Here is a 14,574-nt window from a genome sequence, read left to right on the forward strand (position 1 = left end):
GAACAGGCGCGGCGAAACCTCCGTAAATACCCCTTAAATCCGGGAAAACGAGGTAGTGGAGCTGGCAAACTGCGGCCTAGCAGGCAATTGCTGCCACGGGCTTTGGCGCATAAGCAGCGGATTGGCGACAAAAAAGGGCAGGCTGAATGCCTGTCCTTTTGTGCGGGGGGGTGCGCGGGACGCCGGCCTCAGGCCTCCGGCGTGACCGGGTGTTGCGCCATGGCTTCCAGCGCCTTGACAAGTGCCGAGTGGTCCGCCTGGCCATGACCAAGCGCCACGCAGGACTGCATCAGTTGCGCGGCACCGGCTGTTTGCGGCAAGGCAATGCCCAGCGCCCGCGCGCCCTGCAACGCCAGGTTCAGGTCTTTCTGGTGCAGCGCAATCCGGAAACCCGGCGCAAAGGTCCGCCTGATCATGCGTTCGCCATGCACTTCGAGGATGCGCGATGAGGCGAAGCCGCCCATCAGCGCAGAGCGCACCCGGGCCGGATCGGCACCGGCTTTGGATGCGAACACCAGCGCCTCGCCCACGGCGGCAATCGTCAGCGCCACGATGATCTGGTTGGCCACCTTGCAGACCTGGCCGTCGCCAGGGCCGCCGACCAGGCTCACGTTTTTGCCCATCAGGTCGAACAGCGGCTTGACGCGCTCGAAGGTCGCCGGCTCACCGCCGACCATGATGGTCAGGCTGGCGGCTTTGGCGCCGACCTCGCCGCCGGACACCGGGGCATCCAGCCATTCGCAGCCCAGAGCCTGGATCTTTTGGGCAAAGCCGCGCGTGGCGATCGGGTCGATGGAGCTGCAGTCCACCACGGTTTTACCTTTCGACAGGCCGGCTGCGACGCCGTTGTCACCGAACAGCACGGCCTCCACGTCGGGCGTGTCCGGCACCATCACAAAAATGATGTCGGCACGCTCTGCCACGCCGCGCGCGGTGGTGCAGAGGGTCGCGCCCTTGTCGGCCAGTTCTGCGGGCACCTTGCTGAGGGTGTTGACGAACAACATGTGGCCGGCCTGCAGCAGGTGCATGGCCATGGGCGCGCCCATGATACCCAAGCCGATGAAGCCGATTTTGAGTCCTGATTTGGTCATGTTTTTGCTCCTGCCAGCCAGCCCAGGCCTTCGGTGGTGGTGGTTTTGGGTTTGTATTCACAACCGATCCAGCCGGTATAGCCGGTGGCATCGATGTGTTTGAACAGCCAGGCGTAGTTGATTTCGCCGCTGCCCGGTTCGTTGCGTCCGGGGTTGTCGGCCAGCTGGATGTGGCCGATACGCGCCCTGTGTTTGGCGAGGGTGCTGGCCAGTTCGCCTTCCATGCGCTGCGCATGGTAGATGTCGTACTGCACAAACAGATTGGGAGATGCGACTTCGTCCAGTATGGCCAGCGCCTGGTCGGTGCGCGACAAGAAAAAGCCCGGAATGTCGAAGGTGTTGATCGGCTCGATCAGCAGACGTATGCCGGCGGCCTCCAGGGCCGATGCTGCAAAACGCAGGTTCGCAACCAAGGTCGCATGGGCCTGCGCACTGCTGGCGCCCTCCGGGAGTTTGCCCGCCAGGCAGTTGACTTGCGGGCAACCGAGGGCGGTGGCGTAGGCTATCGCCCGGTTGACGCCTTCGCGGAATTCCGTCGAGCGTCCGGCGTGGCAGGCAATGCCGCGCTCTCCCGCAGCCCAGTCACCGGCCGGCAGGTTGTGCAGCACCTGCTTCAGGTCGTTGCTTTTGAGTGCGGCGACAAGTTCTTCGGGGCTGTACTCGTAGGGGAATAAATACTCGACGGCGTCAAAGCCGGCCGCTCGAGCGGCGGCGAATCGGTCCATGAAAGACAGCTCGGTAAAGAGCATGCTGAGGTTGGCGGCGAATTTTGGCATGAGTTCAGTCCAGCATGGCGGCAACGGCGGTGGGCGCATCTTCACGGCTGGCGGCCAGGTCTTCGAACTCGATGATGTTGTCAATCTCGGTGCCCATGGCGATGTTGGTGACGCGCTCGAGGATCACCTCGATCACCACCGGCACCTGGAATTCCTTCATCCAGGCTTCGGCCTGCGTGATGGCTGGTGCCAGCTCTTCCTGCCGGTGCACACGAATGGCCTTGCAACCCAAGCCCTCGACCACCTTGACGTGGTCCACGCCGTAAGACCTGACCGGTTCGTCCTCGTCGGTATTGATGTTGTCGAAGCCGAGTTGCACGCAGTAGTCCATCTCGAAGCCGCGTTGCGCCTGACGGATCAGCCCGAGGTAGGAGTTGTTGACCACCATGTGGATGTAGGGCAGCTTGAACTGCGCGCCGACGGCCAGTTCCTCGATCATGAACTGGAAGTCGTAGTCGCCCGACAGCGCCACGATCTTGCGGGTCGGGTCGGCCGCGCGCACGCCCAGCGCCGCCGGCACGGTCCAGCCCAGCGGGCCGGCCTGGCCGCAGTTGATCCAGTGGCGCGGCTTGTAGACATGCAGGAACTGCGCACCCGCAATCTGCGACAGGCCGATGGTGCTGATGTAACACACGTCTTCGCCAAAGGCGCGCGTCATGCACTGGTACACGCGTTGTGGCTTCATGGGCACGCTGTCGTAGTTGGTTTTGCGCAGCAGGGTGCCCTTGCGGTAACGGCAGGCCGAGGCCCACTCGCCACGGTCCTTGAGCTTGCCCTGGGCGGCCCATTCGGTGGCGACTTCGACGAACAGCTCCAGCGCAGCCTTGGCGTCGGAAACAATGCCGAAGTCCGGCGAAAACACGCGGCCGATCTGGGTCGGCTCGATGTCCACGTGCACAAACTTGCGCCCCTTGGTGTAGACCTCCACCGATCCGGTGTGGCGGTTTGCCCAGCGGTTGCCGATCCCGATCACAAAGTCCGAAGCCAGCATGGTGGCGTTGCCATAACGGTGGCTGGTCTGCAGGCCGCACATGCCGGCCATCAGTGGATGATCGTCGGGGATCGTGCCCCAGCCCATCAGCGTCGGGATCACCGGGATGCCGGTGAGGCCGGCAAACTGCACCAGCAACTCCGACGCGTCGGCATTGATGATGCCGCCACCGGCCACAATCAGCGGCTTGTCCGCCTCGTTGAGCATGGTCAGGGCCTTCTCGATCTGCGCACGTGTGGCGGCAGGTTTGTACACCGGCAGCGGCGCATAAGTGTCGATGTCAAACTCGATCTCACCCATCTGTACGTCAAAAGGCAGGTCTATCAGCACCGGTCCGGGGCGGCCCGAGCGCATCACATGGAAGGCCTGCTGGAACACCCGCGGCACCAGCGCTGGTTCACGCACGGTGACCGACCACTTGGTCACCGGTTTGGAGATGGACTCGATGTCCACCGCCTGGAAGTCTTCCTTGTGCAGGCGCGCGCGCGGCGCCTGGCCGGTGATGCACAGAATCGGTATCGAGTCGGCCTGCGCCGAATACAGCCCGGTGATCATGTCGGTGCCGGCCGGGCCGGAGGTGCCAATACACACGCCGATGTTGCCGGCGGCGGCGCGGGTGTAACCCTCGGCCATGTGCGAAGCGCCCTCGACGTGGCGGGCCAGGATGTGGCTGATGGTGCCTTGCTTGCGCAGTGCGGAGTACAGCGGGTTGATGGCCGCGCCGGGGATGCCGAAGGCCTGCGTCACGCCTTCCTTTTCCATCACCCAGACGGCGGCCTGGGCGGCTGTCATTCTTGCCATGTCTTGTCTCCTGTTGGAGGCTCGACTGTAGGCAGCCGCTGCGTTTTGCAGAAGGCTGATGCAAGCCATAAAAGCTATTCCGCCATGGAATAAGTGACTATCATCAGGCCATGGACAGATTGCAGGTCATGCACATGTTTGTGCGGGTGGTGGAAACCGGCAGCTTCTCGAAAGCGGCGCGCGAATTTGCGACCACACAGCCCACGGTTTCCAAACAGATCGCGGCCACCGAAGAGCGGCTGAACGTGCGCCTGCTCAACCGCAACACCCGCGGCGTGAGTCTCACGGAATCGGGCGCGCTGTATTACGAGAAGTGCAAGATCATCGTGCGCGAGACCGAGGAGGCCGACAACATCGTGCGCCTGCGCCAGAGCCAGGCCCAGGGCATGCTCCGCATAGGCACTTCGGTGGCCTTTGGCCGGCGCGTTATTGTGCCGCTGGCGCTGGACTTCATGAAGCGTCACCCGCAGGTGCTGCTCGATCTGAGTTTCGAGGACCGCTACACCGATCTGGTGTCGCAGGGTCTGGATGTGGCGGTGCGCATGGGCAAGCTGGCAGACTCCAGCCTGGGTGCGCGTTATCTCGGTGCCAATCCGTGGGTGATGGTGGCGGCGCCGCGTTACCTCAAGAAACACGGCACGCCGAAAAAGCCGCGAGACCTCAGCGGCCATGCCGCGTTGATTTACAGCAGCGTACTGGGCGACGACGTCTGGCGCTTGGTCTCTGTCAAGGGCGACGCGGTAACGGTGCCGGTAGCAGGGCGGCTGCGCTCCAACAACCTGTCGGCTGTGCTGGCGGCGGCGCGCAACGGCCTGGGCATCGCCGCCATGCCGCGTTATGTCGCGGCCGATTCGCTCGCCACCGGGCAGGTGCTGGAAGTGCTGGCCGACCACAGCCTGCCGGAGCAGGAGATCCACGCAGTGTTTCCCTCGCCCAAGCTGGTGCCCGGCAAGGTGCAGGCCTTCGTCGCCTATTTGCAGGGGCGTTTTGCCGAGCGCTGGTGGGAAACCTTGCCGAAAGCGTGAATGGCAGGCCGCGAGTTACCACTCGAACTTTTCATAACCGCGACTAATCGCTCGACCAGCGAGGATGCCTTGCGGAAATTGGGGTCTGTTACTCTTCATGAAAATCTCGATCAGCAAAATCCATTGGGGTAAATGGGAGTGGCAATTCGGCGCGGATACTGCAACTCCATGACGCTTTCCGTTTATTCGACAAACCGGCCTTGCTCGTTGATGATCGTCAATCCGACGTAGCCAGACCCTTTGCGATCACTGGGTGTCTACTTGACGGACATACCGCCATAGGTCTTCTTCTCCATAGTTTCCAGCGCGGCAATCAGGCTTTGGCGGCTTGGATCTCGTCCGGCCCCTCGAAGTCCCTCCACCAGAAGCGTGGCGTTGATGAAAACCTCAAGCCCGATGTAGGAGTAGTCGATTTTTCCGGTGGCGGCGCTGTAGAGTTGCTGGTACTCCTTCGCGACGGGGAGTTGAATGCGCCATGGGCTGGGTACTAAGGTTGTAAATATTGCGCCCTGGGTGTGTTTTCCGAGATCGGCCACAACTTTTTGATTGGCCTGTGCTGCCAGGTTGTAGAAGGGGGTTGCCATTCCAGTTTGACGGGCTTGCGAGATCAACTTCACCGTGGGTGCGGGTGAAGCAATCAGGATGACACCGTTGGCCTCAGCCTTGCGCAACTCGGCAATCACCGCACCCGCATTTACAGCATCGGCCTCCAGTGCGAGTTCACGAGATGGTTTTATGCCAGCTTTGGACAGGGCGGAGCGCGCCGATATGAGGCCACCTTGACCAAACCCATCGGCCTGATAGACCACCGCGATGTTCCGCTGCCCCACCGTAGTCATCTGGCTGACCATTCGCCGGATCTCATGCTCCGTCGTGGGGCGCACGTTGAAGGCATAACGGCCGGGGTCTGCCTGCATGATGCCGCCGCCAGCGATTCCAGCAATCATTGCTACCTTTTGCTCGTTGACTACCGGCATCATTGCGCTGCAACTGGAAGTGCCCCAGCAGTTGAAAAGGGCCAGCACCTTGTCCTCAGACAGCCGGCGGGCATTGGCAGCCGCTGTTTGCGGATTGAAGCCATCATCCAGTGCCTTCAAGACGATTCGTCGGCCGTGAATGCCACCGGCCTTATTGACGGATTCGAACACGGCATTCGCAACAGCCAGTCCCTCCTGGCCTGCCGCAGCATTAGGCCCAGTGAGTGGAAGGCTTGCTCCAATCAGGAGGTCTCTTTCCTGCGCAGGGATGACGGTGCAGGCGCCCAGGGAAAAGATGGTTAGAACTACTGATCGCACAAAAAGACAATTCATGTCGACTCCTTCGGGGCTCTTGTGGCTGGGTCAATGTACGTCGGCGTGACTAGCCGCCTGGATGATGGCGTCGGTGTCTTCCCTCGCCCCGTTGAAGAACAGGTTGAGCAGGACGGCGCTGAGTGACGCCAGCAAAATGCCCGATTCGATCAGTGGATGCAGCCCATGAGGCAGCCACTGCTTGAAGCTGGGGGCTACCAAGGGAATCATGCCAAAGCCAATAGACACCGCCACAATGAATAGGTTGTTGCGGTTTGTCTGGTAGTCCACATTGGCAAGGATGCGAATACCTGTCGCGGCCACCATACCGAACATGACCAGCCCAGCACCACCCAGCACAAAGGTTGGTAGTGATTCCACCAGCGCAGCCATCTTGGGCAGCAAGCCCAGTACGATCAGGATAACGCCGCCGGCCACGCAAACGAAACGGCTCTTGACACCGGTCACACCTACCAGACCCACGTTTTGCGAGAAGCTCGTATAGGGAAAAGTGTTGAAAATGCCCCCTATCAGGGTGCCCAGTCCGTCGGTGCGCAGACCGGCCGTGAGCATTCTCTTGTCAACCCTCTTGCCCGTCATGTCACCCAGCGCCAGAAACATGCCGGTTGATTCGATCATCACCACAATCATGACCAAGCTCATGGTGAGAATCAGAATCGGGTCGAACACTGGGGTGGCAATCTCGAACGGCAGAACCAGATCAAACCAGGACGCTTTGCCTACCTTGTCAAAGCTCATGAGGCCGGCCGCCGTGGCAATCACCCCCCCGATGATGATGCCCAGAAGTACTGAAATGTTGGCAATAAAGCCCTTGGCGTACTTCGCAATTAACAGGATGGAAACCAGCACCACCGAAGCGATGGCGATGTGCGCCAGTGGCGCGTATTTGGGGTTTGGCACGGTACCCACCAAGGCTAGCCCCTTGGGAACTGCAGGTAGGGTTGTGCCGGCCGCGCTGGCCATGCCGCCGACGTCGGCCAGCCACTTGGCATGGTCCGGGCTGACGACGTTGGGTGCTGTGGGGCCGAACGGGTTGCCGAAGATCCAATTGATACCGATACGCATCAGGCTGATGCCGATCACCGCAATGATCGTGCCCGTGACCACTGGCGGAAAAAAGCGAAGCATGCGGCTGACGATGGGGGCGATGGCGATGGAAATCACACCGGCACCAATAATGGCGCCGAAGATCAGCCCCGCTCCTTCCGTGCCAGGTGTGGCGTTGGCCATGGCAACCATCGGTGCGACGGACGCAAAGGTAACGCCCATCATGACGGGTAGCTTGATTCCGAACCATTGGGTAGCCCCCAGCGATTGAATCAGCGTGACGATACCGCAGCAGAACAAGTCGGCCGAGATCAGCATCGCGACTTGCTCGGGGCTGAGCTTAAGTGCGCGGCCCACGATCAGAGGAACGGCAACAGCGCCCGCATACATTACCAACACGTGTTGGAGTCCAAGGGCGGCGAGCTTGCCTCCGGGAAGGCGTTCGTCAACTGGGTGGACGGGGTAGGTCATGGGGTAGCTCCTTGTGTGGACCAATGTGCCCACTAAACTGTATACAATTAAATTGGTAATGTGTATACAGATTGTCCCCATGCATGCTTTCTAAACCGTCAACTCAGTTTTAACTGCCGTACAGGTAATCCAGCCCGAAATTCAGCCCAGTAGTGTGTGCAGGGTGGGCGAGATCGCTTTTGTAGCGCGTCCAGGTCTTCCCGCCCCAGACTTGTCCGCTGGTTTTGCGTGTGATTGCAACGCTGTGGGCGACCCTGCGCCCTAAATCACGCTGGGAATACCTGCTTCGCTAAACTGGCAGCGCGCAACAGCCTGGGCATCGCCGCCATGCCGCGTTATGTGGCGGCCGGTTCGCTGGCCACCGGGCAGGTGCTGAAGTGCTGGCCGACCACGGCCTGCCGGAGCAGGAGATCCACGCAGTGTTTCCCTTGCCCAGGCTGGTGCCCGGCAAGGTGGAGGCCTTCGTCGCCTATTTGCAGGGGCGTTTTGCCGAGCGCTGGTGGGAAACCTTGCCGAAAGCATACAACCAGCGGTTTTGTGGCAAAAAAGGCCTCCGGCCCTTTTCCAGCATGCGCAGGCAGCTATCAAAAAGAGAGCGTTTTTCAGCCCAACAAGTCACGCAGCGTGCGGGCGATGACCTTGGTCGCCTTGCGCAGGTCGTCCAGTGCAAGGCGCTCGTCAGCGCGTTTGGCGTGGGACTCGAGCACGGTGCGCGGTCCGGCGCCGTAGATCACGCCGGGGATGCCGGCTTCACCGTACAGGCGCACGTCGGTGTACAGCGGCGAACCCATGGCCGGGATGGGTTCACCGAACAACTGCTCGCCGTGTTTCTGGATGGCATCGACCAAGGGCTTGTTGCCCGCCAGAGGTTTCATGGCGTGGGACATCAACAGGCGCTTGATATCCACGGTGATGCCTGGGTATGTTGCGGCGGCGTCCGCAATCACCTGGCGAATGTTGGCTTCCACTTCGACAGGATTTTCTTCCGGGATCATGCGGCGGTCCAGCTTGAATGCCACCTTGCCGGGGATCACGTTGGTGTTGGTGCCGCCTTCGATGCGGCCCACATTCAGGTAAGGGTGCTTGATGCCCTCCACCTGGGAGCAGATCTGCTTGTACAGCGTGTTCTGGGCGTACAGTGCGCCCAGAATCTGCACCGCGCCCTGCAAGGCATCCACACCCGTGTCGGGAATGGCGGCGTGCGCCATCTTGCCGTTGACCGTTACCTCCATTTGCAGGCAGCCATTGTGGGCCGCGACGACCTGGTAGCTGAAGCCGGCCGCGATCATCAGGTCGGGCTTGGTCAGCTTGTTTTTGAGCAGCCAGCCCGGGCCGATTTCACCGCCGAATTCCTCGTCGTAGGTGAAGTGCAGTTCGATATTGCCGTTGAGTTTGGCGCTCAGCGATTCCAGCGCCCGCACGGCAAAGGTGAAGGTCGCGAAGTCGCACTTGCTCACGGCCGCGGCGCGACCATAAATCTTGCCGTCCTCGATCACGCCGCCGTAGGGGTCCTTGGTCCAGCCTTCGCCGGGCGGCACCACGTCGCCGTGTGCGTTGAGCGCAATCGTTTTGCCTTCGCCGTAGTGGCGACGCACGATCAGGTTGGTGATCGACTCCAGACCACAAGCCTGTACTTCGGCTTGCGGCACGGCATGTTTCTCGGCCTCGAAGCCGAATCCCTTGAGCAATTCGGCCGTGCGTTCAGCGTGCGGTGCATTGTTGCCGGGCGGCGTGTCGGTGGGAACGCGGATCAGTTCTTGCAGAAAGCGCACCTCCTCGTCGAAGTGGGCATCAATCCAGGTATCAAGTTTGTCGTAGTCGGTCATGTTGCGGCGGCAAGGTTGTTGAGAAAAAACTGGAAGGCTTCGACGGCAAGCTGCGTGTCGTCGCTGGTTGTGCTTTCCAGCGGGTTATGGCTCAGGCCCGAGTTCTGGCCGCGCACGAACAGCATGGCCTGGGGCATCATTTCGTGCAGCTTCATCGCATCGTGGCCGGCGCCGCTGGGCATGCGATACAGCGGCACGCCGAGGCTGTCCACTGCGCGTTCCCAGCGCTGCTGCCAGGCGGGTGCGCTCGGGGCGGCCGCGGCGCGCATGGTTTCTTCCGCCGTATGGCGCACACCGCGCCTTTCGCAAATGGCGCGCAACTCTGCCAGCACATCGCTGACCATGGCATCGCGCTGCGCATCGTTGGGCGCGCGCAGGTCCAGCGTGAACTGGCAGCAGCCCGGCACGACATTGATGGAGCCGCCGGGCACGTTGAGGATGCCTATGGTGCCGACCGAGTCGCCGTCGCGGGCGGCGCGCTGCTCTACATACAGCGCCAGCTCCGCCACGGCGACAGCCGCGTCGCGGCGCCGGTCCATGGGGGTGGTGCCGGCATGGCTGGCCATGCCAACGACTTCGCAGAGGTAACGCACGCCGCCGTTGATCGATGTCACGATGCCCAGCGGAATGTCGAGTTCATTGAGCACCGGGCCCTGCTCGATATGCACCTCGACAAATCCCAGGTAGTCGGACGGCTTCCGCTGCAAGCCGGCAATCGCTTCCAGCGCGCCCGGCAGGCCGGCGTGCTGCATGGCTTCGCGCATGCTGATGCCGTCCGCATCCTGCTGGTCCAGCCACGCGGGGTTGAACTGGCCAATCAATGCGCCAGAGCCGAGAAAGGTGGCCTTGTAACGCTGGCCTTCTTCTTCAGCGAAAGCGATGACTTCGAAGTCGAAGGGCAGGCGTTTTCCCTGGCGCGACAGTTCGGCCACACAAGCCATCGGCGTGAAGATGCCGAGGCGGCCATCGTATTTGCCGCCGTTGCGCACGGTGTCGTAGTGGGAGCCGGTCATCAATGTTTTGGCGCCTGGCGTGGAAGCCCTGTAGCGACCCACCACGTTTCCGACGGCATCTGTCACCACTTCATCGAAGCCACAGTCGCGCATGGTCTGTTCAATCATCCGTGCAGCCGACCGGTGTGCTTCGGTCAGGTAGGTCACCGTGAGTTGACCTTTTTCGAGGTAGCCCGGATCGCTGAAAGCGCTCAATTGTTCCTGCCAGTCCCAGACCTGGTGGCCCAATCGGGGCTCGACGCTGAACTTGTCGTTCAGGCGCAGCTCCCCGATGCGGTGGATGTTACGCAGGGCTTCGCCCCGCTCGAAGTCGGGGTGGTGGGCCAGGCGCCGCTCGAAGGTGGCGATGATTTCCTGCCGCGACAGACCGGCGCCGCGCGGACCGCGTACCGCGAGGATGAAGGGAAAGCCGAATTTGGCGTTGTAGGCGGCATTAAGCGTCTGGATTTTTTCGAGCTCTTCAGGGCTGCAGCTTGTCAGCCCCGCCTTGTTTTGTTCATTCGTCGATTCAGCGGTCAAGCTCTTGCTGACCATGGCCTTGCCGGCGAGTTCGGGATGGGCGTTGATCAGGGCGAGCTGGGCTTGATCGCCCGCGTTATGAACCACGCGGGCCATGGCATGTTTCAAATGCGCCAGTGACCGGAACGGCCGCTGTACCAGCGCTGCCTCGGCAATCCACGGGGAGTGTTCGTAAATGCCTTCCAGCAAGGCCGCAGCGTCGTCGGCAGGGGCGGCGTTGAATTGTTCCAGGGTCAGGGTCATGGTCATTCTGTGAAAGGGTGGAATTTCTGCCAGTGACGGGCAATGTCGATGCGGCGGCAGACCCAGACACGGTCATGCTGCTGGATATGGTCGAGGAATTTCTGCAGCGCCACGATGCGGCCGGGCCTGCCCAGCAGGCGGCAGTGCAAGCCTATGCTGAGCATCTTGGGCGTATTCAGACCGTTCGGGTCGCCCTCGGCATACAGGGCATCGAAACTGTCGCGCAGGTAGGTGAAAAAGTCCTCGGCCTGCGAAAAACCCTGGGGCAGGGCGAAGCGCATGTCGTTGGTGTCCAGTGTGTAGGGCACCACCAGGCGCGGCACCTGCGTACCATCGCTGCGCTGCACTCTCATCCAGAAGGGCAGGTCGTCACCGTAGTAATCACTGTCGTATTCGAGGCCGCCATCGTCGGCCACCAGCCGCCGCGTGCGCGGGCTGTCGCGGCCGGTGTACCAGCCCAGCGGGCGCTGGCCGGTCATCTGCGTGATGATGTCCAGGCCCAGGCGCATGTGCTCGCGCTCGGTGGCTTCGTCCACATTCTGATAGTTGATCCAGCGCAGGCCGTGGCAGGCGATCTCGTGGCCCATCTCCACAAAAGCGGCTGTCAGTTCCGGATGCCGCTGCAGGGCCATGCTGACGCCGAACACGGTCAGCGGCAGTTTGCGTTTTTCAAATTCCCGCAGGATGCGCCAGACGCCCGCGCGCGAGCCGTATTCGTAAATGCCTTCCATGCTCAGATGCCGCTCGGGGTAACTCGGCGGATTGAACATTTCCGACAGGAACTGCTCGGAGCCGGCGTCGCCGTGCAGCACCGAGTTCTCGCCGCCTTCCTCGTAGTTCAGCACAAACTGCACGGCGATGCGCGCACCATCCGGCCACTGCGCATGCGGCGGCGTGCGGCCGTAACCGACCATATCCCTGGGGTAAGACATTGCCCCCACGCTCGCCGCCTCGCGTACGACGCTGCCCCCCGAGGCGGCTAAGTTTCCTTGGGACGGCCCGGCGGAAAATTTTGCTGAGTTTCCGGCAGAAGTGGTCATGAGAGCGCCATGGAGATATCGTTGCTCGGGATCTTGCGGTCGAAGGTCAAATTCTGTTCGACATGCAGCAGGTGTTCGGTCATCAGGCGAACGGCGAGTGCTTCGTCTTTGGCCGTCAGCGCCTTCACGATTTCGGCATGTTCCTCGCTCGAGTGTTCTGCTGCGCTGGCGCTCTGGTACATCAAGGTGATCAGGGCGCAACGCGACACCAGCTCGCCCAGCATTTGGGTCAGCACCTCGTTGCCCATCAGTTCGGCCATCCGCACATGGAAGTCGCCGAGCAAGGCGTTGCGGTCGGCTGCGTCGCCTTCGGCCACGGCGGCTTTTTCCTGGGCTACATGCTCCCGGAGCGCCCGGATTTTTGCCGGCGTGGCTTCGCGCACGAAAGCGCGTGTCATTTCCGCCTCCAGCATGCGCCGCACCGCAAACACCTGGCGCGCCTCGTTGACGTCCGGGGCCGCGACAAATGCGCCGCGCGCAGGCTCCAGCCGGATCAGCCTGTTTTGCGACAGCTGGAACAGCGCCTGCCGCACCAGGGTGCGCGACACGCCGAAATGATCGGCCAGCTTTTGCTCCGCCAGCTTGGTGCCCGGATGCAGCCGGTGATCGACGATGGCGCGTGTGAGCGCTTCAACAATGGTGCTGGTGGTGGAGGTTTCCATGCGCTCGATAATAGCCGAAACCCCTTAAAAGTGTATACACTTCTGTTTACTACACACAGCGGGGAAACTTTCATGGGCCTGAGTACACATGTGCTGGACACTATGCACGGCACACCGGCAGCCGGCATGGCGGTCGAGCTCTACACCACCGACGACGGGCAGGCGACTCTGGTGAAAGCCTTTGTGCTCAACAGCGACGGCCGCAGCCCGGATGGCCTGCTTTACGACAACAGCAGCCTGCAGCGCGGCACCTACCGGCTGGTGTTCGACGTGGCGGGTTACTTTGCTGCCCGTGGCGTGCCATTGCCGGAACCCAATTTCCTGAACAAGGTGAGCCTGGACTTTGGTGTTGCCGACACCAGCCAGCACTACCATGTGCCGCTATTGGTGAGTCCCTGGAGTTATTCCACGTACCGAGGCAGCTGAGATTCAGTCACGAAAGAGGCACCTTGATCTTGTTAAGCAGGGGCCGCGGGTCCGGCTTCGCCGGCCTGCAGGCGCAGCGCCCCCTCGGGGGGCAGCGCATTACACGAAGTGAAAAGCGCGGGGGCCTAATCCTGCCCTTCGGTCAACGTATCCAGCTGGAACTTGCCGCTTTTGTGCCACAGCCAGGTGTCGGTATAAACCACCTTGCCAATCCGCACGGGGGCCGGAAACGGAGATGCCGCCTTGATGGTGCGCTCGATTTCGGCAATCACTTCTGGCGCGTGGCGCGGGGCCCGCATCCAGTCGAGCCTGGTGACGATGCCGACCTGATTGATTTCGACATTGATCACCCCGATGGCATACAGCAGTGGCGGCATTCTGCCTTTATAGATGCGGTTCGCATTCAGTCCATAAATGTGGGTGGCGCCGCTTTGGCGGTAGGCACGTGGGGTGGCGGCCGCCGAGGCGCGCGCGGATCCGCTGGGCCCTGCGATGGGCCCGATCACCGGTTCAGGCACTGGTTCAGGTTTGGCGACGGGGGCGGCACCTTCGGGTGCGGTTTTGCAGGCAGACACAATGGCGGCCACCCCTGCGGAGGCCAGGGCCAGCAGCCAGAAACGGCGGGGGGTGGGCTCAGACATACGTATCCTTGTGGTTTGTCAGCGTACGACTGTTATTGTGCAGTCTGTCCATGGACAGTTGATGTAACGGCGGCGGAGTCATTTCCCCGGATTATGCGGCCCGGCGCTTCAAAAATCGGGCCCGGTATCAAAGGGTTTGTACGGTGAACAATCACAGGGATGCCTTTCTTCAGCGACTGGACTGCGAGCCTGCGGTGCTGGTGCAGGTGGTTGCGACCGAGGGATCGGTGCCGCGCGAAACCGGCACCTGGATGGCAGTTTTTGCCGAGGGTGTGGTCGGCACCATAGGCGGCGGTCACCTCGAGCACCAGGCCATGGCGGCGGCACGTGCGCAGCTGCGGGTCGGGCCGGCCAAGGCCGAAAGCCGCTTTGTGCTCGGGCCATCGCTCGGCCAGTGTTGCGGTGGCGTCATGAATTTGCATTTTGTATCAGTCGGACCTGCCGATGTAGCGGCTTTGCGACAGCGGCTCTCGGTCAACTTGCAGCCGCTGGCCCTGTTTGGTGGCGGCCATGTGGGGCATGCGCTGGTCCAGGTGTTGTCACGACTGCCGTATGCGCTCACCTGGATAGACAGCCGCGACGGAATTTTTCCGGAAGAGCTACGAAATTTTTCCGCCGGGCCGCCCCAAGGAAAAATGCACCCCCTCGGGGGGCAGGAAGCTACACGAAGTGAGCGAGCGTGGGGGCCAAAT

Annotated in this window: 13 protein-coding genes and 1 pseudogene; 4 read left to right on the plus strand and 10 right to left on the minus strand. The window is 61.8% G+C overall.

All coding sequences use genetic code 11. The annotated features are described in order from the left end of the window. Window positions 1–188: 188 nt before the first annotated feature. The 3 genes from H0W47_RS11315 to gcl are packed head-to-tail and all read right to left on the minus strand — an operon-like array spanning window position 189 to window position 3,659. The gene (locus H0W47_RS11315) at window positions 189–1,091 is read right to left on the minus strand and encodes a 2-hydroxy-3-oxopropionate reductase (protein WP_296924342.1); all 903 of its coding nucleotides are present in this window, start codon (window positions 1,089–1,091) and stop codon (window positions 189–191) included. Next, window positions 1,088–1,867, minus strand: coding sequence for a hydroxypyruvate isomerase (gene hyi, locus H0W47_RS11320; protein ID WP_296924344.1), 780 nt, complete (start codon window positions 1,865–1,867; stop codon window positions 1,088–1,090). The genes H0W47_RS11315 and hyi overlap by 4 nt, the downstream gene beginning before the upstream one ends. Before the next feature lie 4 nt (window positions 1,868–1,871). Then, window positions 1,872–3,659: a glyoxylate carboligase gene (gene gcl, locus H0W47_RS11325; RefSeq protein ID WP_296924346.1), complete on the minus strand. Its 1,788-nt coding sequence runs from the start codon at window positions 3,657–3,659 to the stop codon at window positions 1,872–1,874. 110 nt (window positions 3,660–3,769) lie between these two features. On the opposite strand from gcl, the gene H0W47_RS11330 reads away from it, so the two are divergent. Beyond that, entirely contained in the window at window positions 3,770–4,684 is a 915-nt protein-coding gene (locus H0W47_RS11330; RefSeq protein ID WP_296924348.1) for a LysR family transcriptional regulator, read from the plus strand. Window positions 4,685–4,941: 257 nt separating this feature from the next. Here the strand turns inward: H0W47_RS11330 and H0W47_RS11335 are convergent, their stop codons facing one another. Together H0W47_RS11335 and H0W47_RS11340 are read right to left on the minus strand one after the other, a co-directional pair. Continuing rightward, entirely contained in the window at window positions 4,942–5,994 is a 1,053-nt protein-coding gene (locus H0W47_RS11335) for an ABC transporter substrate-binding protein (RefSeq protein WP_296924350.1), read from the minus strand. Window positions 5,995–6,024: 30 nt separating this feature from the next. Further along, a complete protein-coding gene (locus H0W47_RS11340; protein WP_296924352.1) occupies window positions 6,025–7,512 on the minus strand; it encodes a nucleobase:cation symporter-2 family protein in 1,488 nt (495 codons plus the stop codon). A gap of 297 nt (window positions 7,513–7,809) precedes the next feature. Here H0W47_RS11340 and H0W47_RS11345 point away from each other — a divergent pair. Beyond that, window positions 7,810–8,030, plus strand: a pseudogene (locus H0W47_RS11345) (LysR substrate-binding domain-containing protein); the annotation flags it as partial. Window positions 8,031–8,114: 84 nt separating this feature from the next. On the opposite strand, the gene H0W47_RS11350 reads toward H0W47_RS11345, so the two are convergent. The 4 genes from H0W47_RS11350 to H0W47_RS11365 all read right to left on the minus strand — a co-directional run bounded on the left by H0W47_RS11350 (window position 8,115) and on the right by H0W47_RS11365 (window position 12,815). Next, complete coding sequence (locus H0W47_RS11350; protein ID WP_296924355.1) at window positions 8,115–9,338, minus strand: ArgE/DapE family deacylase; 1,224 nt, start codon at window positions 9,336–9,338, stop codon at window positions 8,115–8,117. Next, the gene (uraD, locus tag H0W47_RS11355; RefSeq protein WP_296924357.1) at window positions 9,335–11,113 is read right to left on the minus strand and encodes a 2-oxo-4-hydroxy-4-carboxy-5-ureidoimidazoline decarboxylase; all 1,779 of its coding nucleotides are present in this window, start codon (window positions 11,111–11,113) and stop codon (window positions 9,335–9,337) included. Before uraD ends, H0W47_RS11350 begins: the two co-directional genes overlap by 4 nt. Window positions 11,114–11,115: 2 nt before the next feature. Next, window positions 11,116–12,045: an allantoinase PuuE gene (puuE, locus tag H0W47_RS11360; protein WP_296924359.1), complete on the minus strand. Its 930-nt coding sequence runs from the start codon at window positions 12,043–12,045 to the stop codon at window positions 11,116–11,118. Between the two features lie 104 nt (window positions 12,046–12,149). Then, window positions 12,150–12,815, minus strand: coding sequence for a GntR family transcriptional regulator (locus tag H0W47_RS11365; RefSeq protein WP_296924361.1), 666 nt, complete (start codon window positions 12,813–12,815; stop codon window positions 12,150–12,152). A gap of 72 nt (window positions 12,816–12,887) precedes the next feature. On the opposite strand from H0W47_RS11365, the gene uraH reads away from it, so the two are divergent. After that, window positions 12,888–13,241: a hydroxyisourate hydrolase gene (gene uraH, locus H0W47_RS11370; RefSeq protein WP_296924363.1), complete on the plus strand. Its 354-nt coding sequence runs from the start codon at window positions 12,888–12,890 to the stop codon at window positions 13,239–13,241. A gap of 125 nt (window positions 13,242–13,366) precedes the next feature. Here the strand turns inward: uraH and H0W47_RS11375 are convergent, their stop codons facing one another. Next, a complete protein-coding gene (locus tag H0W47_RS11375; protein WP_296924365.1) occupies window positions 13,367–13,882 on the minus strand; it encodes a hypothetical protein in 516 nt (171 codons plus the stop codon). Window positions 13,883–14,025: 143 nt separating this feature from the next. On the opposite strand from H0W47_RS11375, the gene H0W47_RS11380 reads away from it, so the two are divergent. Beyond that, on the plus strand, window positions 14,026–14,574 hold a 549-nt coding region (locus H0W47_RS11380), incomplete at its 3' end, for an XdhC family protein (protein ID WP_296924367.1).

Origin of the sequence: Polaromonas sp. (assembly GCF_013817205.1) — a bacterium.
GTDB lineage: Bacteria > Pseudomonadota > Gammaproteobacteria > Burkholderiales > Burkholderiaceae_C > Polaromonas.

Excerpts from the sequence above, each read along its gene's own strand:
- H0W47_RS11315 (WP_296924342.1), bottom strand. The coding sequence starts at position 1,091 with ATGACCAAATCAGGACTCAAAATCGGCTTCATCGGCTTGGGTATCATG.
- hyi (WP_296924344.1), bottom strand. The coding sequence starts at position 1,867 with ATGCCAAAATTCGCCGCCAACCTCAGCATGCTCTTTACCGAGCTGTCT.
- gcl (WP_296924346.1), bottom strand. The coding sequence starts at position 3,659 with ATGGCAAGAATGACAGCCGCCCAGGCCGCCGTCTGGGTGATGGAAAAG.
- H0W47_RS11330 (WP_296924348.1), top strand. The coding sequence starts at position 3,770 with ATGGACAGATTGCAGGTCATGCACATGTTTGTGCGGGTGGTGGAAACC.
- H0W47_RS11335 (WP_296924350.1), bottom strand. The coding sequence starts at position 5,994 with ATGAATTGTCTTTTTGTGCGATCAGTAGTTCTAACCATCTTTTCCCTG.
- H0W47_RS11340 (WP_296924352.1), bottom strand. The coding sequence starts at position 7,512 with ATGACCTACCCCGTCCACCCAGTTGACGAACGCCTTCCCGGAGGCAAG.
- H0W47_RS11350 (WP_296924355.1), bottom strand. The coding sequence starts at position 9,338 with ATGACCGACTACGACAAACTTGATACCTGGATTGATGCCCACTTCGAC.
- uraD (WP_296924357.1), bottom strand. The coding sequence starts at position 11,113 with ATGACCCTGACCCTGGAACAATTCAACGCCGCCCCTGCCGACGACGCT.
- puuE (WP_296924359.1), bottom strand. The coding sequence starts at position 12,045 with ATGTCTTACCCCAGGGATATGGTCGGTTACGGCCGCACGCCGCCGCAT.
- H0W47_RS11365 (WP_296924361.1), bottom strand. The coding sequence starts at position 12,815 with ATGGAAACCTCCACCACCAGCACCATTGTTGAAGCGCTCACACGCGCC.
- uraH (WP_296924363.1), top strand. The coding sequence starts at position 12,888 with ATGGGCCTGAGTACACATGTGCTGGACACTATGCACGGCACACCGGCA.
- H0W47_RS11375 (WP_296924365.1), bottom strand. The coding sequence starts at position 13,882 with ATGTCTGAGCCCACCCCCCGCCGTTTCTGGCTGCTGGCCCTGGCCTCC.